The organism is Kitasatospora sp. NPDC056181 (assembly GCF_042266225.1).
GTDB lineage: Bacteria > Actinomycetota > Actinomycetes > Streptomycetales > Streptomycetaceae > Kitasatospora.
Genome location: NZ_JBHJUK010000001.1, coordinates 123,039 through 146,429, shown reverse-complemented (window position 1 = coordinate 146,429; position 23,391 = coordinate 123,039). Strand labels below are relative to the sequence as shown.

Below are 23,391 nucleotides of genomic sequence, written 5' to 3'. Positions count from 1 at the left end.
GAAGCCCAATGGCCGCGAGACCACTTGTCGCACGACAGCCCAACGAGCGTCTGCAGCAGCTGATCCAGGAGGCCAGCTGCTCCAACGCCGGCCTGGCGCGGAGAGTCAACCTGTGCGGTGCGGAGCACGGCCTGGACCTGCGGTACGACAAGACGTCCGTCGCCCGCTGGCTCCGCGGCCAGCAGCCGCGCGGGCAGGCCCCGGCGGTGATCGCCGAGGCCCTCGGCCGCAAGCTGGGGCGGAGCGTGTCGGTCGAGGAGATCGGCATGGCGGACGGCAAGAACCTCAGCTCCGGGATCGGGCTGCAGTTCGCGCCGACGCTGAACGCCGCACTGGAGCAGGTGTGCGAGCTGTGGCGCAGCGACGTCGGCCGCCGGGACTTCCTGACCGGGGCGACGGTGGCGGCCTCCGCCCTCGTCGAGCCCAGCCGGGACTGGCTGATCACCCCGCCCGACCCGGTGGTGGCCCGTACCGGCGGCACGCGGGTCGGTCCGACGGACGTCGCGGCGATCCGGGCGACCACGGCGATGCTGGTCGACCTCGACCACCGCTTCGGCAGCGGGCACGTCCGCCCGGTGGTGGTCCACTACCTCAACAGCGTGGTCTCCGGCCTGCTGGGCGGCGCGTACCGGGAGGAGACCGGCCGGCAACTCTTCGCGGCGGTGGCCCGGTTGACCGAACTGGCCGGCTACATGGCGGTGGACACCGGGCAGCCGGGCCTGGCCCAGCGCTACTACATCCAGGCGCTGCGGCTCGCCCAGGCCGCCGACGACCGCGGCTACGGCGGGTACGTGCTGGCGGCGTCGATGAGCCACCTGGCGGCGACGCTGGGCAACCCGCGGGAGATCGCCCAGCTGGCCCGTGCCGCGCAGGAGGGCGCCCGCTCGGTGGCCACCCCGACGGCGATGGCGATGTTCTACGCGGCCGAGGCGCGCGGCCACGCCCTGCTCGGCGACGCCCGGTCGTGCGAGGCGGTGGCCGCCAAGGCGCTGGAGGCGATGGAGAGGCGCCGCCCGGAGGACGACCCGGACTGGATCGTCCACTTCGACGACGCCTACCTGGCGGACGAGCTGGCCCACTGCCACCGGGACCTGGAGCAGGCCGGCCAGGCCGAGCACTACGCGCGCCGGGCGCTCGACCTGCACCCCCCGACCAGGGTGCGGCGCCGGGCGGTCGACCTCGTCCTGCTGGCCACGGCCCAGCTCCAGCAGCGGGACCTGGAACGGGCCTGCGAGACCGGCGCCCAGGCGGTGCGGCTGCTGAGCGGGCTCCGGTCCAACCGGGGCGTGGAGTACCTGGACGAGTTCCGGCGGCGGCTGGAGCCGTTCCGGGAGCAGCGGGTGGTCCGCGAGTTCCAGGCCCGGGCGGAGGCGGAGGCAGCCTGACCTGGAGCGGGGGGCGCGTCGTCGGCGCGTACGTGAGGGGCCGGTGAGGGATGGACCGCCCACGTGGTCACCCGGTTCGGCGAACCGGTAGCGTGGGCGCGACGTCCAAGGAACTGTGATGCTCCCAAGAACCGACGAGATGTGGTCCGCCGTCAGCGCGCGGTCGTGCACAGGTGAGGAATCGCGTTGAGTCAGCGCCGCTCGTACCCGAACTCGGGTGACTTCAACCTGGACGACCTGTTCCGCCCGGAGCCCGGCCAGCCGCAGGGCCAGGGCGGTGCGCCCGGCCAGGCCGGGCCCGGCCAGCAGTACCTGCCGCCGGACGGTCAGCCAGAGTACCTCGGCGAGGGCGCGCACGCGCTGCCGACCCAGGCCATCCCGGCCCAGGGCGCCCCGTGGGGCGGCGCTCCGCACCCCGGGTACGGCGCTCCGCAGGCCGATCCGGCCCCGGCGACCCAGTACCTGCCGCCCTACCCCACCGCGGACCCGCAGGCGGCCAGCTACCCGGCCCGGCCCGGCTACCAGCAGCCCGCTCCGCCGCAGGCCTACCCGCAGGCGCAGCAGGGCTACCAGCCGGCCCCGCAGGAGTACCCGGCCCAGCCGGAGTACGCGGGGCCGGACTACCCGACCGGCCCGGTCCCCGCGCGGGGCGGCGACGGCGGGCGTTCGTCCGGCAAGCTGATCATCGGCGGCGTGGTGGCCGGTTGTGCGGCGGCCGGCATCCTGGTCGCCGTCCTGCTGAGCGGCGGCGACGACCAGTCCGCCGGCAAGGAGAAGCAGGCCAATCCGGTGACCACCGGCAGCGCCGCCGCGAGCGGTGGCCCGGCGACCGCGAGCGCGTCGGCGGCGACGGTCAACCCGGAGGTCAAGGCGCAGGCCCAGCCGCTCTCCGATCTGCTGGGCACGGCCAACGACAGCCGCCAGGCGGTGATCGGCGCGGTGGCCGCGGTGCAGAAGTGCGACAAGCTGCCCGAGTCCCAGCAGGCGCTGGCCGACGCCGCGGGCAAGCGCCGGGACCTGCAGACCAAGCTGGCGGCGCTGAAGACGGACAAGCTGCCGGGCGGGCCCCAGCTGGTCGAGCAGCTGAACGCCGCCTGGACGGCCTCGGCGACCGCCGACGACGAGTACGCGGCCTGGGCCACGGACATGCAGGCCGCCTGCGACGCCAAGAAGGCCGACAACCAGCACTACAAGAACGCGGTCCAGGCCAGTGGCACGGCCACCACCGCGAAGAAGCAGGCCTCCGGCCTCTGGAACACCATCGCCGGGCAGACCGGCCTGCCGACCCGCGGCGACGGGGACCTGTAGCACGGGGGCCGGCGCCCGCGGGACCTGTGCCGAGGGGCCGCACCGGCTGCCCGGTACGGCCCCTCGCGGTACGGCCCTCGGGGGTGAGCCCCGGGGCCCGGGGTCAGGCCGGCGGCCTGCTCCCGGTGAGCACCCAGCGCACGTCCACGAAGCCGGGCTGCTGCAGGGTCATCCGCCCGCCCTTGACCACCTGGTACGTCACCCAGGTGTTCACCAGCCGCGGCGACTCGGTGCTCGGCAGCATGTTGGTGGTGCCCCAGTTCAGCGGCGGGGTCAGGCCGACGTCCACCTGCTCGCCGCTGTCCAGCAGCCCGGTGACCGTCTTGGAGCTGACCGGGCGGCCGGCCGCGTTCAGCCGGTCGGCCACCTGCCGGAACACCTCGTACGCGACCCAGGTGGTCTGCACCCCGGGGTCGGAGACGTCGATGCTGCGCCCGCCGGCGGCGTCGCTGCGGACCACCGCGCGCAGCGCGTCCCAGGTCTTGGCCGACTCGGGCGGGTACCAGCCGGTCACGTAGGCACCGGCCAGCGGGCCGCTGTCGCCGCCGGTCGAGTCGACCACCGACTGCTGGACGCTGCCGATGACCGAGGCGATCCTGGTGTTCCGCGGACTCAGCCGGCGGTAGGAGTCGAGCAGGTTGCCGGTCGGCTCGGCGCCCAGGGCGGACGTGAGGCAGTTGCCCGCCTCGTCCTTGCCGATCGCCTTGCGGGCCACCGGCGTGTAGTCCGAGGACTGCTCCGGCGCCTTGACGTCCAGCAGCTTGATCCCGGCCGGCTTGAGCGCGTTGGCGAGGTAGCCGAGCAGGTTGTCACCGGCCGGGGTGTCCGGGCGGACCAGCGAGACGGCCTTGCAGCCGGCCTCCACCAGCTGCCGGCCGCTGCCGCCGATCAGCGCCGGCATGCCGCCGGCCACCGGGTACGACAGCGGGCTGCTGAACTCGGGCTGGGAGAGCCCGTACCCGCCGATCAGGGGAATGCCGGCCCGCTCCAGGACCGGCATGAAACGGTCGCCGTACTGGCTGTACGAGCCGATCACCGCGACCGCCTGGGCGCTCACCGCCTGCTGGGCGCAGGCCGTGGCGCCGTCCGCGGTGTTGTGCTCGTTGCAGGTGAGGACGCGCAGCTTGCGTCCGTTCAGGCCGCCCTTGGCGTTGACGTCCCGGCCGATCGCATCTGCGAGGGCGGTCATGCCGGGCCGGTCGGCGGACCCGGTACCGGACGGTGCCCAGGTCATCACGGTCAGGTCGCCGGCACTGGTGGCGGCATCGGCCGGTCCGCCGCACGCGGAGGCCGAGAAGAGGGTTGGGAGCAGTGCCACGGCGGTGGCGGCTGCGGTGATCGGGCGGCGGTGGCGCCGTGTCGCGATCGGATTCTGACTCTGGAACGAGCCCTTTCGGCCGGTCATCGGTCTTCCCTCCCGGGGCGCTCTGCGGCGCACCGGCACCAGCCAAGCCCCGGCGCCACACGCCGAGAGGGCCGAAAAGGGAACGGTTGGCAAACGGCGGCCGAACTCCGGGCTTGGACGCGTGTAGAGCCGGAGTAGAGCACGAACCTTTGGGGAACGTACGATCGTCCACCATGTCCGCCAGCACAGATTCTTCGTATCGGTCTGCCCGAAACCCTTCTCGTCCGGGCCACCGCTCAAGCACGATGGGCGGCATGCCGCTCAACGACCTGCCCTGGTGGCGCTGGCGTGCCCGACTGCGCTCGGCGTTGCACATGCTGTCCGACCCCGGCTTCCAGCAGGAGACCTGGCTGGCCGGCCGCGAGGGCTTCGGTGACGTGACCGACGCCGTGTACCGGCTGGTGGAGGACACCTGGCTGGACCGGTGGTCGGCCGAGAAGTACGTCGGCACGATCTTCCGGGACTCGGCCGAGGCCGCGGTGGTGGACGTCGCGGTGCTCCGGGTGGTCCGCATCCTCCACCAGGTCGGCGCGGACGCCCCGGCCTCCGCCTACCTCGGCCACCACGGCTGGCCGGAGGCGGTCCGGGCGGCCCGCGAGGCCCACGTCAAGCTGGCCGTCAACGACGGCGAGGACCCGGACGCCCCGCCGCGCTCGCTGGACGTGCTGCGCATCCTGACCGCGTCCTGACCCGGGGCCGACCCGTGCCGACCCGGCCCTGACCTGCCACGACGCCGCCCCGACCGGCTTCGGCCCGGTTCCGGGGCGGTGCTGCGCGGTGCCCGCCGGGGCCCCGCGCCCCGCGGCCGGACCGGGCCGTCCCGCAGTGCGGGCAGCGGGACGGCGGCTGTCCAGGATGTGACACGCTGGGGCACTCACCAGGAGCACGACCCCAGGACGGGAGACCCCCCACCGTGGAACAGCAGCCGGCCAGCGCCCAGTACGTCCTCACGCTGTCCTCGCCCGACAAGCAGGGCATCGTCCACGCGGTCTCCAGCTACCTCTTCATGACCGGGTGCAACATCATCGACAGCCAGCAGTTCGGCGACGGTGACAGCGGGCTGTTCTTCATGCGGGTGCACTTCTCCGCCGTCGAGCCGGTCACCGTGGACAAGCTGCGGGCCAGCTTCGCCGCGATCGGGGCCTCCTTCGGGATGGAGTGGCAGATCCACCCGTCCGAGGAGCGGATGCGGATCGTCCTGATGGTCAGCAAGTTCGGGCACTGCCTGAACGACCTGCTCTACCGCACCGGGATCGGCGCCCTGCCGGTGGAGATCGCCGCGGTGGTCTCCAACCACACCGACCTGCGCGGCCTGACCGAGAGCTACGGCATCCCGTTCCACCACATCCCGGTGACCCGGGACACCAAGGCCGAGGCCGAGCAGCAGCTGCTGGACCTGGTCGCCAAGGAGAAGGTCGAGCTGGTCGTACTGGCCCGCTACATGCAGGTGCTCTCGGACCAGCTCTGCACGGCGCTGTCCGGCAAGGTGATCAACATCCACCACTCCTTCCTGCCGAGCTTCAAGGGCGCCAAGCCGTACCACCAGGCGCACGCCCGCGGCGTGAAGCTGATCGGCGCCACCGCGCACTACGTCACCGCCGACCTCGACGAGGGCCCGATCATCGAGCAGGAGGTGGCCCGGGTGACCCACGACGTCACCCCGGACCAGCTGGTCGCGCTCGGCCGGGACGTCGAGTGCCAGGCGCTGGCCCGTGCGGTGAAGTGGCACAGCGAGCACCGGGTCCTGCTCAACGGCACCCGCACGGTGGTCTTCGCCTGATCCCCGGCTCCTGACCCCGGGCCCCGAGGCCGCGGCTCCCGGGTTCCGGCGCCGAGGGCCCGTGGCCCCGTGGTCCCGGGGTTTCGGGGTTCCTACGGCCGGGAGAGCAGCGGGACCGCGTGGAGCACCTCGTGGATCGCCGCCCGGTCGCCGTGGGCGCCCACCGGCAGCCGGTCCGGGTCGCGGTGCGCGGCCGCCAGCTGGCAGAACTCCAGCCCGTCCAGCACCAGCGCGGCCACCGGGTCCCCGCCGGGCGGACCGCTCTCCGGGCCGTCCAGGGGGATCAGCCACTCACCGGCCGCCGGGCCGTCGATCACCAGCCGGACCCGCCGGCCCGTCCGGCCGTCCGCGCCCGGTGCGACCGCGGGCGCACCGGCGTGCTCGGGCCGCGCCGCGCGCAGCCCGGCCAGCACGGGCGGGAGCATCCGGACGGCCAGGTCGACCATCTGCCGGAGGTGCTGGGGCGCCGGCGGGTCGTACGGGTACGCCACCGCGCGGGCCACGTCCTCGCCGTGGACGAAGCACTCGAAGGCCCGGTCGACGAAGGCGTCGCGCAGCGGGACGGTCGCGAAGCCGTAGTCGACGGGCGTGTTGCCCTGCGGGGCCAACGCCGCGGTGCGGACCAGCTCGTGGCAGTGCCGGCGCCAGCGGGCGCGCACCGTCTGCGGCGGCAGGCCGGCCTGTTCGGCGGTCAGCCGGGCGGTGCGCTCGGCGATCGCGGCGAACGGCGGGCGGCCCTGCGGCGGCACCCGGGGCACGGTCGGTGCCGGGTCCTGCGGCGGCACCCGGCGGCCGGCCGCAGGCGTGCCCCCACCGGGGACGGGGTCGGGCAGGCCGAGGGCGAGGGCGAGGTAGCCGTCCACGGCGGCGAGGTGGCAGAGCACCTCGGCCGGGCGCAGGTACTCGGTGCCGCCGTGCCAGGGGAGTTCGGCCACCTCCTGCCACTCCTCCGGCCCGAGGTCGCGCAGCAGCGCGTCGAGCTTGGCCGTCTCGGCGGTGTAGGGCGCACCCCAGACGGGGACGGGCAGTTCGGCCGGGCGCCGGGCGAGACACCAGTCGAGCACCTGCTGGCGCAGCGAACCGGGCTGGTCGAGCGGTTCGTCGACGGCGAGCCAGCCGGCGGCCTCGCGCAGCCGGGCGGCCTCCTCGGCGCAGCCCGGGCAGGCCTTCAGGTGGAGTTCCAGTTCGGCGGCCTCGGGGTGCGGGCAGGCGCCCAGGGCCCAGGCGCCGAGCAGCGAGCGCAGGGCCTCGTGCTGGTCCTCGGTGGTCGTCACGTGCCCCCGTCCTCGTTCCGGTGCCGCGGTCCGTCGTGGTGCCTGTCGTGGTACCTGTCGTGGTGTCGATTGCTGTGCCGATTGCTGTGCCGGTCGTCCTGACCGCGCCGCGTCTGTGGCTCGTCCTGCTCGCCCGGGTGTTCTCCCGGGTGCCGTTCCCCGTGCGGCCGGCCGTCGCCGGCTCTGTCGTCGCCGCCCCGGCCCTCGCCGCCCCGGTCGCCACCGGTCCTGCCGCGGCTGTTCCGGGCCCGTCGCTGGCGGTCGCGCTCCTCGGCGAGTTCGGTGGCCAGCAGCTCCAGGCCGAGCCGCATCCGCTGCTTGGCGGCCTGTTCGCTGATGCCGAGCCGGCGGGCCGTCTCCTGGTAGGTGCGGCCGTCGTAGTACGACACCGTGATCGTCTCACGCAGGCTGTGCGGCAGGGAGTCGACCGCGACCTGGATCCGGGCGGCGGTGGCCACCGTCCGGATCTCCTCCTCGACCGGCGAGTCCTCGCCGTAAGTGCCGCTGCCGGAAGAGCGGTTGACGCCCTCGCCGCCCTCGCCGCCCGGGCCGTCCCGGTAGCCGTCGCCGAAGGCCGGGACCTCGGCGGCGCGCCGGACCCGGAGCCGGTCCACCGCGCGGCGGTGGGTCAGCGAGCCGATCCAGGAGCGGAGCGAGCCCTGGGCGGGGTCGAAGGACTCGGGGTGCTCCCAGACGTGGGCGAATATCTCGCGGGTCAGTTGGGCGGCCGCGGCCTGGTCGGCCAGTATCCGCCCGGCCAGCCCGTGCACCATCGGCGCCAGCTGGTCGTAGAGTTCGCCGAGAGCGGTCTCCTCACCCCGGGCCAGCCGGAGTTGGAGCTGCTCGTCCCAGCGCGGGGCGCTGCCGGGGATGGCCATCGTCAACCACCCTCCTGCCGTGGGATCCGCCGCCTTACTCAACGGTATCTTGCGGTCTTCCGGGGACGGGTGGATTCCGGGGAGAACGGAGTCCGCAGTTTCGGATCGTCCTCCGGGGCCGGCGCCGCGGGCCTCGTTCCGGATCGTCACATCGGGGGATCTGCCGCCGATCCCGCTGTTCGAAGACCGGTGGACATATGTCGCAAGGGGCGTTCGCGAGTGGCGGGCCGGGCCGCGGGGGTGTCCGGCGGTAGGTTCGCCACTGCGTGTCCGGCCGGTCGGCCGCCGGTCGGACGAGCGCCGGTACGAGGCTCGCGTGAGTGAACGGGACAGTATGCACTGCCCTGTCCCCCGATCGCTGGAATATGCCCGAAGCGCTTGCTGCGCCCCGTCCGCCGACTCATCCTGAGGCGTATTCGTGTCGCAGCCTGTGCGCGACGGACGAGACGGCGCGGGCACGACGTACCGGGTTGACGTGCGGCGCGGCCCGGCGTGCGGTGGCCCGGCGCGCGCCAGGGCCGGCCGGCTGGACGATCCGGCCTGATCGAGACGACGGCCGAACTGCGAGTGCGGGTGGTGGAGCGGTGCAGGTTCTTCAGGTACAGCTGGCGGTGCAGGCGGACCCCGCGGAGGTCGGCCGGGCCCGCCGGTGGGTGCGCTCGCGTCTGCTCAACCACGGCGTGGACCCGGACGCCCCGATCGCCGAGACGGTCGTGCTGGTGGTCTCCGAGCTGGTGACCAACGCCGTGGTGCACACCGGTTGTCCTGCCGTGCTGCGGCTCTGCTTCCCGATGGACGGCTCCGCTGCGGACGGCGACCCGGTGCAGGCCGGCACCGCGGACGGCGCCGGCCCGGACGGTTCCGGCTGCCAGGTGCGCGAGTCGGCCGCCGTCGGCCCGCTCCGGGTCGAGGTCGCGGACGCCAGCCAGGCCGCCCCCGCCCCGCGGCACGCGGGCGCGGACACCGACGCCACCAACGGCCGCGGCCTGGAACTGGTCGAACTGCTCTGTGACCGCTGGGGTTGGTATCCGGACGGTTCGGGCAAGCGCGTCTGGTGCGAGATCGGCGCGGACGCCCGGCCGGCGGACCCGTTGGCCGCCGTGGACTGGGCCGCGCTGGCGCAGTGACCCTCCCCGCGACACCGGGCGGTCACCCGGCGATCATCGGGCTGAAAGCTGACGCAACCATTCCGAATTTCTGACAACCCATTGACGTGACGTATCCGACTGATCACGCTTGGGAGCAGCTCTCCGTTGCGAGGGGACGCCGAGGGAACACCCGAACGCCGCTGCGGTGCTGCTGTCCAGGGGGATCGTGTCAGCAGGGGGGCCGTGGTCTACCGGTCGCGCGGTGGCTCCTTGGCGAGTGCGGAGTGCGGTTGCGCGGGTTCAGGGGCCCGTGCGAGGGGGTTGGATGGCGGCCTGCCGTGCCGTGCTCGGGGTGCGTGCGGCCTGCCGCCATCCAATCCGTCCACTGCCGGGGGCGTCTTTCGGCCACCTGGTCAGCCCACCTGCTCCGGGGCCCGGAACGTTCGCCGGTACGCGCTCGGCGCGACGTCCAGCCGGCCGCGCAGCTGGAGCCGGAGCGAGGCGGCCGTCCCGAAACCGGACTCCCGGGCCACCTGGTCGATCGTCAGGTCGGTGCGCTCCAGCAACTGCCGGGCCCGTTCGGTGCGCTGCACCGTCAGCCACTGGCCGGGGCTGGCGCCGGTCTCCTCGCGGAACCGCCGGGTGAAGGTCCGCACGCTCATCCCCGCCCGGCCGGCGAGCAGGCGCAGCGGCAGCGGCTCGTCCAGGTGCTCCAGCGTCCAGGCCCGGACGGCGGCGGTGCCCGGGCCGGTCTCGGCGGCCGGGCGGGGGATCGCCACGTACTGCTTCTGGCCACCCTCGCGCCACGGCGGCACCAGGCAGGTGCGGGCCACCGCGTTGGCCACGGCGCTGCCGTGGTCGCGGCGCACGATGTGCAGGCAGAGGTCGACGCCGGCGGCCACCCCGCCCGAGGTGAGCACGTCCCCGTCGTCCGTGAACAGCACGTCCGGGTCGAGCCGGACCTTCGGGAAGAGCGCGGCGAACCGGCCGGTGTAGCTCCAGTGGGTGGTGGCCGGGCGGCCGTCGAGCAGACCGGCGGCGGCCAGGACGAACGAGGCGGTGCAGATCGAGACCAGCCGGGTGCCGGGCCGGATCCGGGCCAGCGCGGCGGTCAGTGCGGGGCTGAGCCGGGCGTCCACCTGCTTGGGCCCCTCGTCGGTGGAGGCCGGGACGACCACGGTGTCCGCCCACTCCAGCAGTTCGGGCCCGTGGTCGACGGCGACCCGGAAGTCGCTGCTGGTGGCGACCGGCCGGCCGTCCACGGTGCAGGTGGCCACTTGGTAGTACGGGACGCCGGCGGCGTCCTTGGCGGACTCGAAGATCCTTGCGGGGATGCCCAGTTCGAAGGCGATCACCCCGTCGAGGGCCAGTACCGCGACCTTGTGCGCCACCCGGTCTCCCGTTCCGTGCCCGATCAGGGGTCCCAGCGTACGCCGGGCAGCTGGCCCGATTCTTGCGAAACCTGGCAGTCAGGCCACTCGTGGGTGCCGGGGCCGTTCGGGAGACTCGGCCGGGTGAACGAACGGAACGCCCCCACGATCGACTCCCCGCCCACCCCGCCGACCCCGCCCGCCGCCGGCCGGCCCCGGCTGCACTACGCGTGGGTGGTGGCCGGCGTCTCGCTGCTGGTGCTGCTCGGCTCGGCCGGGTTCCGCTCCACGCCGAGCCTGATGATGGACGCGCTGCACAACGAGTACGGCTGGTCGATGGGGACGATCTCCAGCGCCACCTCGGTCAACCTCACCCTCTACGGACTCACCGCCCCCTTCGCCGCCGCCCTGATGGACCGGTTCGGCGTCCGGCTCGTGGTGGTCTGCGCGCTGCTCACCATCTCGGTCGGCTCCGGCCTCACCATGCTGATGCGCGAGCCCTGGCAACTGGTGCTCTGCTGGGGCGTGTTGGTCGGCCTCGGCAGCGGTTCGATGGCCGGCGCCTTCGCCACCACGATCACCGGCCGCTGGTTCCGGGCCCGGCAGGGGCTGGTCACCGGCGTGCTCACCGCGGCCGGCGCGGCCGGCAACCTGGTCTTCCTGCCGCTCGGCGCCTGGCTGGTGGAGGAGCACGGCTGGCGCTCGGCGGTGGTGGTCGTCTCGTTGGCCGCCAGCGCGGTGGCCGTCCCGGTGCTGCTGCTGATGCGCGAGCGCCCGGCCGACCTCGGCCTGCTCCCGTACGGGGCCACCGAGGAGCCGCCCGCGGCGCCCGGCGGGCGGGCTGTGGCACGCTCGCTGCGGGTGCTCCGCGAAGCGGTGCGCAGCCGGGCGTTCTGGCTGCTGGCCGGCTCCTTCGCGATCTGCGGTGCGACCACCGCCGGGCTGGTCGGCACCCACTTCATCCCGGCCGCCCACGATCACGGCCTGCCCGTCACCACGGCCGCGAGCCTGCTGGCGCTGGTCGGCGTCTTCGACGTGGTCGGCACGATCGCCAGCGGCTGGTTCACCGACCGCTTCGACTCCCGGCTGCTGCTGGTCGTCTACTACGCGCTGCGCGGGCTCTCGCTGCTCCTGCTGCCGCAGCTGTTCGCGGGCTCGCTGGAGCCGCCGATCCTGGCCTTCGTGATCTTCTACGGCCTGGACTGGGTGGCCACGGTGCCGCCGACCGTCGCGCTCTGCCGCCGCCACTTCGGCGAGGACGCGCCGATCGTCTTCGGCTGGGCGCTGGCCTGCCACCAGATCGGCGCGGCCGTGGTGGCCGGCCTGGCGGGCCTGACCCGGGACGCGCTCGGCAGCTACGACCTGACCTGGTACGCGGCCGGCGGGCTCTGCGCGGTCGCCGTCGTGCTCTGCCTGGCACTGCGGGGGAGCGGGCCGGCCCGGCCGGCCCCGGCACTGTCGTAGGCGGCGGGTAGGCTCCGCGCCCATGACACTCGTCTTCACCCTGGACCCCGACCTCGACCCCGGGCTGCGGGCCGCCGCCGTCCGGCTCTGGACGGACGTCACCAACGCCGGGGGCGCGGTCGGCTTCGTCGCGCCGGTGACGGAGGACGAGGTCTGGAAGACCGCCGACGTGCAGTTCGCGGGCGTCGGGCCGGGCGAGCCGGACCGCCTGCTGGTCGCCCACGATGCGGAGACCGGCCGCCTCGCCGGCCTGCTGTTCTTCGAGTCGATGCGGTTCGGGCCGATGGACCACTGGCGGCTGCTCAAGCGGGTCATGGTGCACCCGGACTTCCAGGGGCGCGGCTACGGCGCCGAGCTGATGGCCGAGGCCGCGCGGGTGGCCCGGGCCTGGGGACTGGAGAGCCTGCGGCTCACCCTGCGCGGCGGGCTCGGCCTGGAGGCGTTCTACGGGCGCTGCGGCTGGACGGAGGCCGGCCGGGTCCCGGCGGCGATCCGGGTCGCCCCCGGGGACGACCGCGACGACGTCACCATGTGGCTCGACCTGCGCTGATGACGCCCCCGGCGCCGGGGGCGACGTGGCCGACGGCGGGTGTGACGTGGCCGACGGCGGGTGCGGCGGCCGTCCGGACGCGGGGGACGGGCGACCCGTTCCCCGCGCGGCCCGTCGGGCATGCTTCACTGGGAGACCGGCCGAGCCCCGCACAGAGAAGGATGTGTTCCCGGTGAGCAGCAATGTGAGCAGCAAGTCGCACGCCACGCTCCGTTACACGTCCCTGCGGGTCAGCATTTTCCTCGGCTGCCTGCTGGTGGCCCTCCTCCTCGGCCACTTCGGGGTGATCCCGGTCGCGGGCGAGCTCGGGGTGATCTTCCTCTTCCTGCTGGCCGCGGTGGTCTCGGCGCCGCTCAGCTACGTCCTGCTGAACAAGCAGCGGAACGAGATGTCGGCCCAGATCTCCGGCAAGGTCAACGACCTGCGCAACCGGACGGCCGACCGGATCGCGGCGCAGAACGCCGAGGAGGACGCCGCCGACGAGGCCGCCCGCGCGGCGGCCCGGTAGCCGCGGCGGCCCGCTGGAACCGGCCCGCACCGCCGCCGTGTCCACCTCCGCCCCCACGCCCGGACCCGCGTCCGCCTCCGGTTCCGGACCCGCGTCCGCCTCCGGGTCCGGACCCGCATCCGCCTCTGGCTCCGCGTCCCGGAACGACGGGCCCGCGCACGAGAAGTCGGCCGGCCCGACGTCCAGTGCTTCCGGCGTGCCCGGCGTGCCCGGCGTGCCCGGTGCGGCCGCCGCGCCGAGTGCTCCCGGTGCGTCCGCCGCGCCTGCGGCCGCGACGGACGAGGTGGCCAGCGGCACCTGGCCGGCGCCGGTGCGCAGACCCACCGGAAGGGACGTCGCCCGTCTCGCCGGGGTCTCCCAGGCCACCGTCTCGCTGGTGTTCTCCGGCTCCGAGGCGGGCCGCCGGGTCTCCGACGCCACCCGCGAGCGCGTCCGCGAGGCCGCCCGCAGCCTCGGCTACCGCCCGCAGGCGGCCGGCCGCCAGCTCCGCCTCGGCCGCAGCGGCATGATCCTGCTGGCCGTGCCGAACATCCTCGGCCCGTTCTTCGGCCGGGTACTGGAGGGCGTCCACGCCGAGGCCGGCAGACACGGCCTGGCCGTCGTGGTCAGCTCCGGCTGGGGGAGCGCCACCCTCGCCGACGCCGCCACCACCAGCCGCTTCGACGGCCTGCTGATCTGCTCCCCGGACGACAGCCAGCTCGGCGAGCTGCCCGCCGACACCCCCGCCGTCTTCCTGGACGCCGACCCGGGCACCGACCGGGCCCGCCCGACCATCGAGCTGGACGTGGCCGGCGGCATGCGCGCCGCCGTCGAGCACCTGGCCGGACTGGGCCACCGACGCCTCGGCCGGCTGCGCTCCACGCACTCCGCGTACACCTTCCGGGTCCGCCAGGCCGCCTTCGAGGAGGCCGCCCGCGCGCTCGGCCTGGACGTGGTCGAGCTCGGTGTCAGCCTCAACGAGGGCCAGCCCGCGGCCCGCAGCGTCGCCCGCCGGCTGCTGGAGCGACCGGACCGCCCGCACGCGGTGATCTGCGACGACGACGTGGTGGCCTCCGGGGTCTACCAGGCCGCCGCCGAACTCGGACTGCGGGTGCCCGGCGACCTCTCGGTGGTCGGCATCGACAACGTTCCGGTGGCCGCGCTGCTCGCCCCGCCGCTGACCACCGTGGACCTGCCCGGCGAGGAGCTGGGCCGGGCCGGCGTCTCCGCCCTCGCCGACCTGCTCCGCGGTGAGTCGGTGGCCCCCGTCCCGCCGCTCGCCACCTCGCTGGTGCTGCGCTCCTCGACCGCGGCCTCCGACCGCTCCTGACGGCCTGCCGCCGGGCGCGTCTGCCCCGGAACGCCGCGCCCGGGACTGTCGCGCCGTCAGGCCGTCCCGGGTATGTCCGCCCACCCGAACGGGTGAAAGATCGCCGCATCGTCTCGCGCCACACCGACGTGACGATTACGGCCGAGGTCCGCGCCGATGTGCGTGCCGACGTCCTCGCCGTCGTCCACGGCGAGCCCTTCGCCGACTCGGGCGCCGCCCTGGTAGCCGACGCGCGCGCCGACCCACACGAGCTAGCTGACCCACACGAGCCACCTGACCCGCGCGAAGCACCCGACGCAGTCGCCGACCCACGGCGGCACGCTGCCCGACACCGGCGGCGGGACCACCACCCTCGTGGGCGTGCTCGGCGCGGCCGTCCTCGGCGCGGACCTGCGGCTCATCCCGGTCGCCCGAGGAGGCCGCGGCGGCCACGGCTGTTCGGGAAGCCCGTGCCGGGCGGTGCCGGGTGAGGGAGTGAACAAGTGACTGCGCCCGTCGGCCAGACCACCCGGTCCGACGGGCGCAGTCACGTCTCTGGGGCGGGCCCGGCCCGCCTCCGCCGGCTGGCTCGGTCCACCAGGACCGGCTCAGCCCACCGGTACGGGCTCAGCCCACCAGCACCGGCTCCGCCGCCGGGACCGCGGCGGCAGGCGCGGGCCGGAACCAGCGACGGGCGCCGAAGAGCAGCAGCCCGCCCAGGGCGATCCCGCCCGCCGCGCAGAGCGCCACCGAGCGCAGCGACCCCTCGGCGAGGCTGCCGGAGACGGCGTAGCCGAGCGAGTTGCCGGTCGCGAACAGCGTCACCAGCCAGGCGAAAGCCTCGGTCACGGTGCCGGCCGGCGCCAGTTCGGCGACCAGGACGAACGCGGCGGCCAGCAGCGGCGCCAGCCCGATCCCGGAGAGGAACGCCAGCCCGGCCATCGCGTACGGCCCGGGGAGCAGCACCAACGGCAGGTAGCTGACGGCCATCCCGAGCGCCATCACCCAGGTCCGGGTGGCCGTGCTGCTGCGCCACTGCACCGCGCCGTAGGCGAGCGCCCCGAGCAGGCCGCCGAGCGCTGCCAGGGCCAGCAGGGTTCCCGCGCCACCCGGCAGTGCGCCGTCGTGGGCCTCGGCGTAGGCGATGAAGAGCACGTTCTGCGCGCCGACCGCCCAGCCGGCGCCGGCCAGGCCGACCAGCAGCAGGACCAGCCCGGGGGAGCGGAGCGGTCCGAGCAGGCCGGCCGAGTGGGCGCGCGGCGGCGCCTGCCAGGCCCGGGCCGGTCCGGCGGTGGCCACGATCAGTGCCCCGGCCAGCCCCAGGCCGGCGGCCACCCAGAGCGCCGCGACCGGGCTGACCGCGCCCGCGATGCCGGCCACCGCGAGCGGTCCGGCGACGTAGAGGATCTGCTGCGAGGCGGAGTCGAAGGCGTACGCGGTGTCGAGCTGCTTCTCCTCGACGACGTCCGGCCAGAGCGAGCGGAGGCAGGGTTCGAGCGGCGGCATGGCCAGGCCGGCGATCGCGGCGCCGACCGGTGCGGCCACGGCCGAGCCGGGCGCGAGCGCGAGCAGCGCGTAGCCGCCGCCGGCGACCACGGCCGAGGCGAGCAGCACCCGCGGCTGTCCGGTGCGGTCCACGATCCGGCCCAGGACCGGCCCGCCGACGGCGGCCGAGATCGCGTAGGCGGCGGTGGCCAGCCCGATCCGGCTGTACGGCGCGTCGGCCTCGCGCAGCGCGAGCGCGATCACCAGGGCGGTCATGCCGGCGGGGAGGCGGCCGAGCAGGGTGCCGAAGAGGAGGCGGCTGACGTGCGGGGCGCGGAGCAGGGCGACATAGCCCATGGACGGTTCTCCGGTTCCGGGCAGGGAGGGGCGGGGGGCTGTCCTGCCAAGTTATACGTATAACCGGCGTCGGTCAATCGAGGTGACCCCCGGGGTGGCCGCCGGCCCCGCAGAAGATCTGATGGTGCGTCAGCCTCGTTCGTGTCCGGAATTGATCGCACCGCCGCCTGCATCTCAAACAACTACTTTGAACATCTCAAACCTTTGCTGCTAACGTACCGGCCATGACCACCTCAGGAGCACCCCGGACGAACGGCCTGGGCTCGATGCCCGGCGCCGCCCGCCGGTGCTGCCTGCCGGGTGCTGTGGACAGCCCGCGCCGTTGTCGCGCCATGAGCTGTATTCAGGCGGCACGCCCCTGACCGGGGGCCGACCCCAACCCGTCCGGCCCGCGCGCCGTGCCGCCTTCCCCGCCTCACTTCACCGTCAGTAACGCCCTCCCCCGGAGTCGCACCGTCATGTCCACAGCGCCCGAGGCGACCTCGTCGCCGTCCGTGCTCGCCAGGCTGCGAAGCTCGAAGCTTGGCAAGACCCCCTTCTGGGTCCAGATCGTCGCCGGCCTCGTGCTCGGCATCGGTCTCGGCTACCTGGCCCGCGCGGCCGACATCTCCTGGCTGGCCACCACCCTGGAGACGATCGGCAGGATCTTCGTCCAGCTGCTGAAGCTGGCCGTCCCGCCGCTGGTCTTCACCGCGATCGTGGTGTCCGTCGCCAACCTGCGGAACGTCACCAACGCGGCCCGCCTCGCCGCCCGCACCCTGCTCTGGTTCCTGGTCACCTCGCTGATCGCCGTCGCGATCGGCCTGGGCCTGGGCCTGCTGACCAACCCGGGCGAGGGCACCAACCTCAAGACCGAGGGTCTCAAGCCGCCGAAGTCCACCGGCACCTGGATCGACTTCCTCACCGGCATCTTCCCGACCAACATCGTCGACGCCTTCACCCAGGTGAACGTCCTCCAGATCGTCTTCCTGGCGGTCGTGGTCGGCGCGGCGATCATCAAGCTCGGCGCCAAGGCCGAGCCGATCCTCAAGCTCAACGAGTCCGTGCTGGAGCTGGTGCAGACCGCCCTCTGGTGGGTCATCCGGCTCTCCCCGCTCGGCACCCTCGGCCTGATCGGCAAGTCCGTCGCCAAGTACGGCTGGGACCTGCTGAAGCCGTTCGCGACGCTGACCGTCGACATCTACGTCGGCTGCGCGCTGGTGCTGTTCGTCGTCTACTCCCTGCTCCTGAAGTTCGCCGGGGGCCTCAATCCGGTCAACTTCTTCAAGGGCGCCTGGCCCGCCATCCAGCTGGCCTTCGTCTCCCGCTCCTCCGTCGGCACCCTGCCGGTCACCCGCCGCGTCACCGAGCGCCTCGGCGTCCCGAGCGAGTACGCCTCGTTCGCCGTCCCGTTCGGCGCCACGACCAAGATGGACGGTTGCGCCGCGATCTACCCGTCGCTGGCCGCGATCTTCGTCGCCCAGGTCTACGGCATCGACCTCGGCATCAAGGACTACCTGCTGATCGCCTTCGTCTCGGTCATCGGCTCGGCCGCCACGGCCGGTCTGACCGGTGCGATCGTCATGCTGACCCTGACCCTGTCGACGCTGGGCCTGCCCCTGGAGGGCGTCGGTCTGCTGCTCGCCATCGACCCGATCCTCGACATGATGAGGACCGCCACCAACGTCGCCGGACAAGCTGTCGTCCCGATCCTGGTCGCGGCCCGCGAGAAGACCCTCGACCTGGCCGCCTACAACAACCCGCACGGCGACCTCTACGAGGACGCCCAGTCGGCCGTCATCCCGGCTCAGGCCTCCGTGAAGGCGCCCGCCGCCGCCTGACGCCCGTACTCCTGGAGCCCGCCCCCACGCCGTCCGGCGCGGGGGCGGGCTTCGTCGTGGGGGAGGGCTTCGTGGCGGGGGAGGGGGCCGCTGCTTCCGCTGCGGGCGCGCGAGGGACAGGTGGCCGCTGGGCTGTTCAGTGGCTGCGGGGCTGTTCAGACGGATCCCCGGGCGTGTGCCCGGGGGCACGGTGGAGCGACGACCGAGGGGGTCACCGCCCGTGTTGAGAGTCGGAGATTCGGTATCGGGTGAGCTTTGAGGGCGTGAACTCGGCCGTCCGGGACGTTGCCGTTGTGGAAGGCAGGACGGAATGTCGCAGCAGCCCTCCGGGAATCCCCTTCGATTCGAATTCATCCGGCGATTCGATGGCTGATGGGGCTGGTAGGGCTGGTGGGCGTTGTGCTCCTGCTTTCGGCGGTCAGCGGGCAGATGCCGAGCTCGCCAAGAAGCAGAACGCGGAGAAGGCCAGCCAGGTCTCACCGGAGATCATCGACAGGTTCGCCCAGGCCGACGCGAGGCGCAGGAGCGCGATCTGGTGAACGAATTCACCCAGATGATGAACGACAAGCTTGAGGTGCCTCCCAAGGACGACATCGTCCGCGAGCTGGTCGGCATTGCCTGGCTGCGGCTGTCGGCGCCGGACGGCGGGCGCCGACAGCGGGGTCGGGCGGCGGGGACGAGCGGTCCGGCAGCTGGGCTTCGGGCTACGGGCGGTTCAGTAGCTTGGTCGACGTGCGCAGTGCCAGGCTGCGGACCTCCTGGGTCCGGCCCTGCGACAGGCAGTGTTCCGCCGGCTCGACCAGCAGATCGCGCGAGTTGGGAGACGAGTGGCCACCTGCCCGCTTCGGAGTCCGTTCTCATCTCCACGGTCAGCGGGAGCGACCTTATTGTTTGCGCGGGCTGCTCGAAGTAGATGCGTCCCGGTTTCCTCGCCGAGTCCGGCGTCCCTCACGACCGCGCTGATGCACTCCTGGCCGACCGGCTGAGGAATTCCCGGCCCCTGGGACTGTCGACGAACCCGTCGAGCCGGCCGGCGTCGGTGGCCTTGGTGAGGACCGGCAGGGCGAAGGCCGGGGTGTCGAACAGCCAGGGCCTGAGCCTGTCGACAAGGGCGAGCGTGTTGTGGTCAGTGAACTCACGGCGCTCAGGGTCCGAAGCGGGCCTTCGATGTCGGAATTCCCGAGGATTTCTTGATGTCCCCCTTGGCGTGCGCCTTCGTGTCGACGGTCGGCTTTACGCCGCCCCGTCGGTCGGCCGGCCACGCGCCAGGCCTGGAAGCGCCGGCTCCGGGCGGTCGCAGGGAGGCGGGGCGTAGGCGGCGGCCCCGGCCGGGAGGTCGCCGGATGGGATCCGGGGCGTCAGATCCGGGGTACGTGGGATTCGGGAGGGCCTACGGCTGCCGGATCGCGACGAGGGGCCGTGGACGGTGGCGGTGGCAGTGGTGGGCCGGCGTCCTCGGCGGGACAAGAGGCAGGGGGCCCGACGGATGGTCGGGCCCCCTTGGGTATTGCTCTTGTGCTCATGGTGACGGCCAGAGTGCCGTCGGCGGACCCGAGGGGTCCCGAGCGATCAGGTCATCAGAGGATGATCAGATAGCGGTGACGTTCTCCGCCTGCGGGCCCTTCGGACCCTGGGTGACGTCGAAGCTGACCGCCTGGTTCTCCTCCAGCGAGCGGAAACCGTTCGCGTTGATGGCGGAGTAGTGGACGAAGACGTCGGGGCCGCCGCCCTCCTGGGCGATGAAGCCGAAGCCCTTCTCAGCGTTGAACCACTTGACGGTTCCCTGAGCCATGCCGTTCTCCTTGCGAGGGACGTATTGGGGGCCACACCGTGTGGCACCCGGTCCGCTGCGCTGATCGCCCTGCCTCCGGACGGGTCCGGAGTTTTTCGATATTGCTGAAAAACTACAAAAAGCCTGCGGTTACATGCTCCGCAGGCTTCAAGTACTGCAAGGGGAATCAAACTGCAACTGACAGCAACGCTAGCATGCGTGCGCTGTCACGACCAGAGGTGACTTGAGGGGTGGATCGGGCGTGTCGTAAGGCCGGTGCGAGGCTTCCCGAACGGCAGGCGTACGGTGCGTGGAGGCGCACGAACAGCAAGGGAGCGGCGCAGTGGCGGTAGCGGATGCGGAGACGCAGGAGCACCGGGAGCACCGGGAGAACACCCCGGTCAGGCCGCGGGTCGGGCATATTCAGTTCCTGAACTGCGTCCCCCTCTACTGGGGCCTGGCCAGGACCGGCAATCTGCTCGATCTGGACCTCACCAAGGACACCCCGGAGAAGCTGAGCGACCAGCTGGTCGGCGGCTCGCTGGACATCGGTCCGATCACCTGCGTGGAGTACCTGCGGCACGCGGACGAACTGCTCGTCCTTCCCGACATCGCGGTCGGCAGCGACGGCCCGGTGATGTCCTGCGTGATCGTCAGCAAGCTGCCGCTGGCCGAGCTGGACGGCCGCAAGGTCGCCCTCGGCTCCACCAGCCGGACCTCGGTGCGGCTGGCGCGGCTGCTCCTGGAGGAGCGCGAGGGGGTGCGGCCGGAGTACTTCAGCTGCCCGCCCGACCTGGACGCCATGCTCGCCGAGGCCGACGCCGCCGTCCTGATCGGCGACCCGGCGCTGCGTGCCTACCTGGGCCAGGCGGCCGCGAAGGGGCTCGCGGTGCACGACCTCGGCGAGATGTGGAAGGAGTGGACCGGCCTGCCCTTCGTCTTCGCCGTCTGGGCCGCCCGCCGCGACTTCGCCGAGCGCCGCCCCGAACTGACGGCGGCGGTGCACCGGGCCTTCCTGGAGTCCCGCGACCTCTCCCTGGTCGAGGCCGGCGAGGTGGCCGAGCACGCGGCCCGCTGGGAGGCGTTCGACGCCGGGGTGCTGGAGCGGTACTTCAGCGAGGCGCTGGACTTCTCGCTCGGCGAGCGGCAGCTGGCCGGCGTGGCCGAGTTCGCCCGCCGGGTCGCCCACGACAGCGGCTTCGCCCCGGACGTCGAGGTCCGGCTGCTGGAGCCCGAGCCCGCGGCGGTCGTGGCCTGACCCGGGCCGTGTTGGTCGAGGCCTGCCCCCGGTCCAAGTTGGCTGAGGCCTGACCCCGGGCCGTCTTGGTCGAGGTCTGGCCCCGGCCGCAGCGGTCGTGGCCCGATTCCGGCCCCGATCCCGATCCCGGCCCCGGCCCCGGCCCCGATCCCGATCCTGACCCCGGCCGCCCCGACCCCGGCCGTGGCGGCCAGGGTCAGGCCCCCGCCGGACGTGCCACGGGTTGTGGCACGTCGGAGTCTTGCCGCCCGGTAGCGTCTGCACGCGGCATCGGCGGCCGGTGGCGATGCCGGTCGGCCGGTCGGGCCGGCGGGCGAGGGGAGCGTGCGGGATGCAGGCACTGGGGGCGGACGACCCGCGCCAGGTGGGCGGGTACCGGTTGCTGAGGCGGCTCGGCGCGGGCGGGATGGGCCGGGTCTACCTCGGCCGGACGGCCGGCGGGCGCACGGTGGCGGTCAAGGTGGTCCGCGGCGAGCTGGCCGAGGACGCCGAGTTCCGGGCCCGGTTCCGGCAGGAGGTCGCTGCGGCCCGCCGGGTCGGCGGCGCCTGGACCGCGCCCGTGCTGGACGCGGACACCGAGGGCGAACACCCGTGGGTGGCCACCGGGTACGTGGCCGGGCCGGCGCTCGGCGGCGCCGTCCGGGAGTTCGGGCCGCTGTCGGAAGCCGCCACGCGGGCGCTCGGGGTCGGGCTGGCCGAGGCGCTGGAGCACGTGCACGGGCTGGGCCTGGTGCACCGGGACGTCAAACCGTCGAACGTGCTGCTCACCCTGGACGGGCCCCGGCTGATCGACTTCGGCATCGCCCGGGCGTTGGACGCGACCAGTGGGTTCACCCGGTCCGGTTACGTGGTGGGCTCGCCCGGCTTCATGTCGCCGGAACAGGCGAACGGGCTGCCCGCAGGGGCGCCCAGCGACGTGTTCTCGCTCGGCGCGGTCCTCGCCTTCGCGGCCACCGGGGTCCACCCCTTCGGCGAGGGCGTGAGCGTGGCGGTGCTGCTCTACCGGGTCCTCCACGAGGAACCGGACCTCTCGGGGCTGGCCGAACCCCTCCGCTCCGTCGTGCTCGCCTGTCTGGCCAAGGATCCGGCGGCCCGTCCCACCCCGCGGCAGCTGCGGGACCGGCTGGACGCCGACGGCGGGGCCACCGTCCGGCTGGGGCGGGGCGGCTGGCTGCCGCCCGCCCTGGCGGCGGCGGTCGGACGCAGCGCGGTCGGGCTGCTGGACCTGGAGGGGGATCCGGAGGACGGACCCGTCGCGCCGCTCGGCGCTCCGGTCAGTGCTCCGGCCTCGCCGGCCTCCCCGGACGCTCCCGTCGCGCCGCTCGGTGCTCCGTCCGGTGCTCAGGTCGGCGTTCCGGCGGAGGTGCCGCCGCTGTGGACTCCCACGGTCGGTAGCGGGGTGCCGGTCGGCGGCGCGGCACCGGTCGGGGCCGGAGCGCCGGTCGGTACCGGGGGACCGGTCTGGCCGGGGCCCTGGACGGGGCCGTTGCCGCTGCCCGAACAACGGGCGCAGTGGGTGAAGGAGCGGCAGGCGCCGCGCTGGGCGGTCGCGGTCGTGGGGGTGACGGCGGCCGTACTGGTGCTCGTGGCCTTCAAGTTCGGGCTCTTCGACTCGTCGGGGAGTCAGGACCTGGCGACCACGCCCACCACCACGGCCGCCTCCACACCGGCCGGCACGACCGGCGTCACCCAGCCACCGCCCGCGACCACCCCGCCCGTGACGACCCCGCCCGTGACGACCCCGTCAGCGGCCGCCGCGTCCAGCGCCGCCAAGCCCGGGGGCCCCAGCGTCGTACCGGCCGTCTTCCTCGGCACGTGGAGCGGGGAGATGACCAGCGAGAAGGGGCTGCCCGCCGGCACCACCACGCTGGTGATCGGTCCGGCCGCGATCGGACAGGAGAACACCACCAGCCGCAACGCCGTCACCGGACTGCTCTCCGTCTCCTGCGAGGGGGCCTGGACGCTCAACTCGGCGTCGCCGGAGAAGCTGGTGTTCACCTCCCGGCTGGTCCGCTCCTCGATCCCGGGGGCGTGCACTGGCGGGTCCAACGCGGAGACGCTCACCCTCCAGAGCGACGGGACCATCCGCTTCACCTCTGCCGACCCGCCGGCCGGGAACCCGGCCGGGACGATGCGGAGGGCAGGCTGAGGGGAAGGCGGGCTGAGGGGAAGGCGGGAGCGTGGACGGCGGGTGGAGCGGCACGCGGGCTGAGGAGAGCGGGGCGGTGTGCCGGGGCGGCGGTGTGCAGGTGTGCCTGCGCGCCCGGGTGACGGGTCGGCGCGAGCCGGGGCAGCGGGCTGACGCAGCGGCCGGAATGCCCTGGCGTAGGCTGGTTCGGCCGTACCCGGAAGCCTCCGGAAGCACTGGAACACGCAGCAGTACCCGAGAGAGAGAAGGCCGC

At 73.8% G+C, this 23,391-nt stretch carries 19 protein-coding genes; 12 read left to right on the top strand and 7 right to left on the bottom strand.

Annotated features, from left to right (window positions below; genetic code table 11):
- Nucleotides 1-8 precede the first annotated feature (8 nt).
- On the top strand, nt 9-1,385 hold the full coding sequence (locus ACFC1F_RS00660; protein WP_376154716.1) for a transcriptional regulator: 1,377 nt from the start codon (nt 9-11) through the stop codon (nt 1,383-1,385).
- 186 nt (nt 1,386-1,571) lie between these two features.
- On the top strand, nt 1,572-2,693 hold the full coding sequence (locus ACFC1F_RS00655) for a hypothetical protein (RefSeq protein ID WP_376154715.1): 1,122 nt from the start codon (nt 1,572-1,574) through the stop codon (nt 2,691-2,693).
- 103 nt (nt 2,694-2,796) lie between these two features.
- On the opposite strand, the gene ACFC1F_RS00650 is transcribed toward ACFC1F_RS00655, so the two are convergent.
- A complete protein-coding gene (locus ACFC1F_RS00650) occupies nt 2,797-4,098 on the bottom strand; it encodes an ABC transporter substrate-binding protein (RefSeq protein ID WP_209412961.1) in 1,302 nt (433 codons plus the stop codon).
- Nucleotides 4,099-4,271: 173 nt separating this feature from the next.
- On the opposite strand from ACFC1F_RS00650, the gene ACFC1F_RS00645 reads away from it, so the two are divergent.
- A complete protein-coding gene (locus ACFC1F_RS00645) occupies nt 4,272-4,787 on the top strand; it encodes a hypothetical protein (RefSeq protein WP_209412962.1) in 516 nt (171 codons plus the stop codon).
- 224 nt (nt 4,788-5,011) lie between these two features.
- Entirely contained in the window at nt 5,012-5,878 is an 867-nt protein-coding gene (gene purU, locus ACFC1F_RS00640; RefSeq protein ID WP_376154713.1) for a formyltetrahydrofolate deformylase, read from the top strand.
- A 92-nt stretch (nt 5,879-5,970) separates the two neighbouring features.
- Here the strand turns inward: purU and ACFC1F_RS00635 are convergent, their stop codons facing one another.
- Together ACFC1F_RS00635 and ACFC1F_RS00630 are read right to left on the bottom strand one after the other, a co-directional pair.
- Nucleotides 5,971-7,152 carry a zf-HC2 domain-containing protein gene (locus tag ACFC1F_RS00635; RefSeq protein WP_376154711.1) on the bottom strand — a complete coding sequence of 394 codons (1,182 nt, stop codon included), beginning with the start codon at nt 7,150-7,152 and terminating at the stop codon, nt 5,971-5,973.
- Nucleotides 7,149-8,030 (bottom strand): sigma-70 family RNA polymerase sigma factor, encoded by an 882-nt coding sequence (locus ACFC1F_RS00630; RefSeq protein ID WP_376154817.1) that lies wholly within the window; start codon nt 8,028-8,030, stop codon nt 7,149-7,151. The genes ACFC1F_RS00635 and ACFC1F_RS00630 overlap by 4 nt, the downstream gene beginning before the upstream one ends.
- A gap of 584 nt (nt 8,031-8,614) precedes the next feature.
- Here ACFC1F_RS00630 and ACFC1F_RS00625 point away from each other — a divergent pair.
- Complete coding sequence (locus tag ACFC1F_RS00625; protein WP_376154710.1) at nt 8,615-9,157, top strand: ATP-binding protein; 543 nt, start codon at nt 8,615-8,617, stop codon at nt 9,155-9,157.
- A gap of 374 nt (nt 9,158-9,531) precedes the next feature.
- On the opposite strand, the gene ACFC1F_RS00620 is transcribed toward ACFC1F_RS00625, so the two are convergent.
- The gene (locus ACFC1F_RS00620; RefSeq protein ID WP_376154709.1) at nt 9,532-10,509 is read right to left on the bottom strand and encodes a GlxA family transcriptional regulator; all 978 of its coding nucleotides are present in this window, start codon (nt 10,507-10,509) and stop codon (nt 9,532-9,534) included.
- Between the two features lie 123 nt (nt 10,510-10,632).
- Here ACFC1F_RS00620 and ACFC1F_RS00615 point away from each other — a divergent pair, with 123 nt between their 5' ends.
- From ACFC1F_RS00615 to ACFC1F_RS00600, 4 genes are all read left to right on the top strand, one after another.
- Nucleotides 10,633-11,952: an MFS transporter gene (locus tag ACFC1F_RS00615; RefSeq protein ID WP_376154707.1), complete on the top strand. Its 1,320-nt coding sequence runs from the start codon at nt 10,633-10,635 to the stop codon at nt 11,950-11,952.
- Nucleotides 11,953-11,974: 22 nt separating this feature from the next.
- Nucleotides 11,975-12,502 carry a GNAT family N-acetyltransferase gene (locus ACFC1F_RS00610; RefSeq protein ID WP_209412967.1) on the top strand — a complete coding sequence of 176 codons (528 nt, stop codon included), beginning with the start codon at nt 11,975-11,977 and terminating at the stop codon, nt 12,500-12,502.
- 172 nt (nt 12,503-12,674) lie between these two features.
- Nucleotides 12,675-13,010 (top strand): DUF4229 domain-containing protein, encoded by a 336-nt coding sequence (locus tag ACFC1F_RS00605; protein ID WP_307853162.1) that lies wholly within the window; start codon nt 12,675-12,677, stop codon nt 13,008-13,010.
- Nucleotides 13,011-13,206: 196 nt separating this feature from the next.
- The gene (locus ACFC1F_RS00600) at nt 13,207-14,319 is read left to right on the top strand and encodes a LacI family DNA-binding transcriptional regulator (RefSeq protein WP_376154705.1); all 1,113 of its coding nucleotides are present in this window, start codon (nt 13,207-13,209) and stop codon (nt 14,317-14,319) included.
- Nucleotides 14,320-14,375: 56 nt separating this feature from the next.
- Here ACFC1F_RS00600 and ACFC1F_RS00595 read toward each other — a convergent pair whose 3' ends face one another.
- Nucleotides 14,376-14,507 carry a hypothetical protein gene (locus tag ACFC1F_RS00595; RefSeq protein WP_376154704.1) on the bottom strand — a complete coding sequence of 44 codons (132 nt, stop codon included), beginning with the start codon at nt 14,505-14,507 and terminating at the stop codon, nt 14,376-14,378.
- 418 nt (nt 14,508-14,925) lie between these two features.
- Nucleotides 14,926-16,140 (bottom strand): MFS transporter, encoded by a 1,215-nt coding sequence (locus tag ACFC1F_RS00590; protein ID WP_376154702.1) that lies wholly within the window; start codon nt 16,138-16,140, stop codon nt 14,926-14,928.
- Nucleotides 16,141-16,598: 458 nt separating this feature from the next.
- Here ACFC1F_RS00590 and ACFC1F_RS00585 point away from each other — a divergent pair, with 458 nt between their 5' ends.
- Entirely contained in the window at nt 16,599-17,960 is a 1,362-nt protein-coding gene (locus ACFC1F_RS00585; protein ID WP_376154700.1) for a dicarboxylate/amino acid:cation symporter, read from the top strand.
- A 1,588-nt stretch (nt 17,961-19,548) separates the two neighbouring features.
- On the opposite strand, the gene ACFC1F_RS00580 is transcribed toward ACFC1F_RS00585, so the two are convergent.
- Nucleotides 19,549-19,752, bottom strand: coding sequence for a cold-shock protein (locus ACFC1F_RS00580; protein ID WP_057227626.1), 204 nt, complete (start codon nt 19,750-19,752; stop codon nt 19,549-19,551).
- A 322-nt stretch (nt 19,753-20,074) separates the two neighbouring features.
- Between ACFC1F_RS00580 and ACFC1F_RS00575 the strand changes: the two genes are divergently transcribed.
- Both ACFC1F_RS00575 and ACFC1F_RS00570 read left to right on the top strand, forming a co-directional pair.
- Complete coding sequence (locus ACFC1F_RS00575; RefSeq protein WP_148643284.1) at nt 20,075-20,989, top strand: menaquinone biosynthetic enzyme MqnA/MqnD family protein; 915 nt, start codon at nt 20,075-20,077, stop codon at nt 20,987-20,989.
- A gap of 331 nt (nt 20,990-21,320) precedes the next feature.
- Nucleotides 21,321-23,138 carry a serine/threonine-protein kinase gene (locus ACFC1F_RS00570; protein WP_376154697.1) on the top strand — a complete coding sequence of 606 codons (1,818 nt, stop codon included), beginning with the start codon at nt 21,321-21,323 and terminating at the stop codon, nt 23,136-23,138.
- Nucleotides 23,139-23,391: the final 253 nt, after the last annotated feature.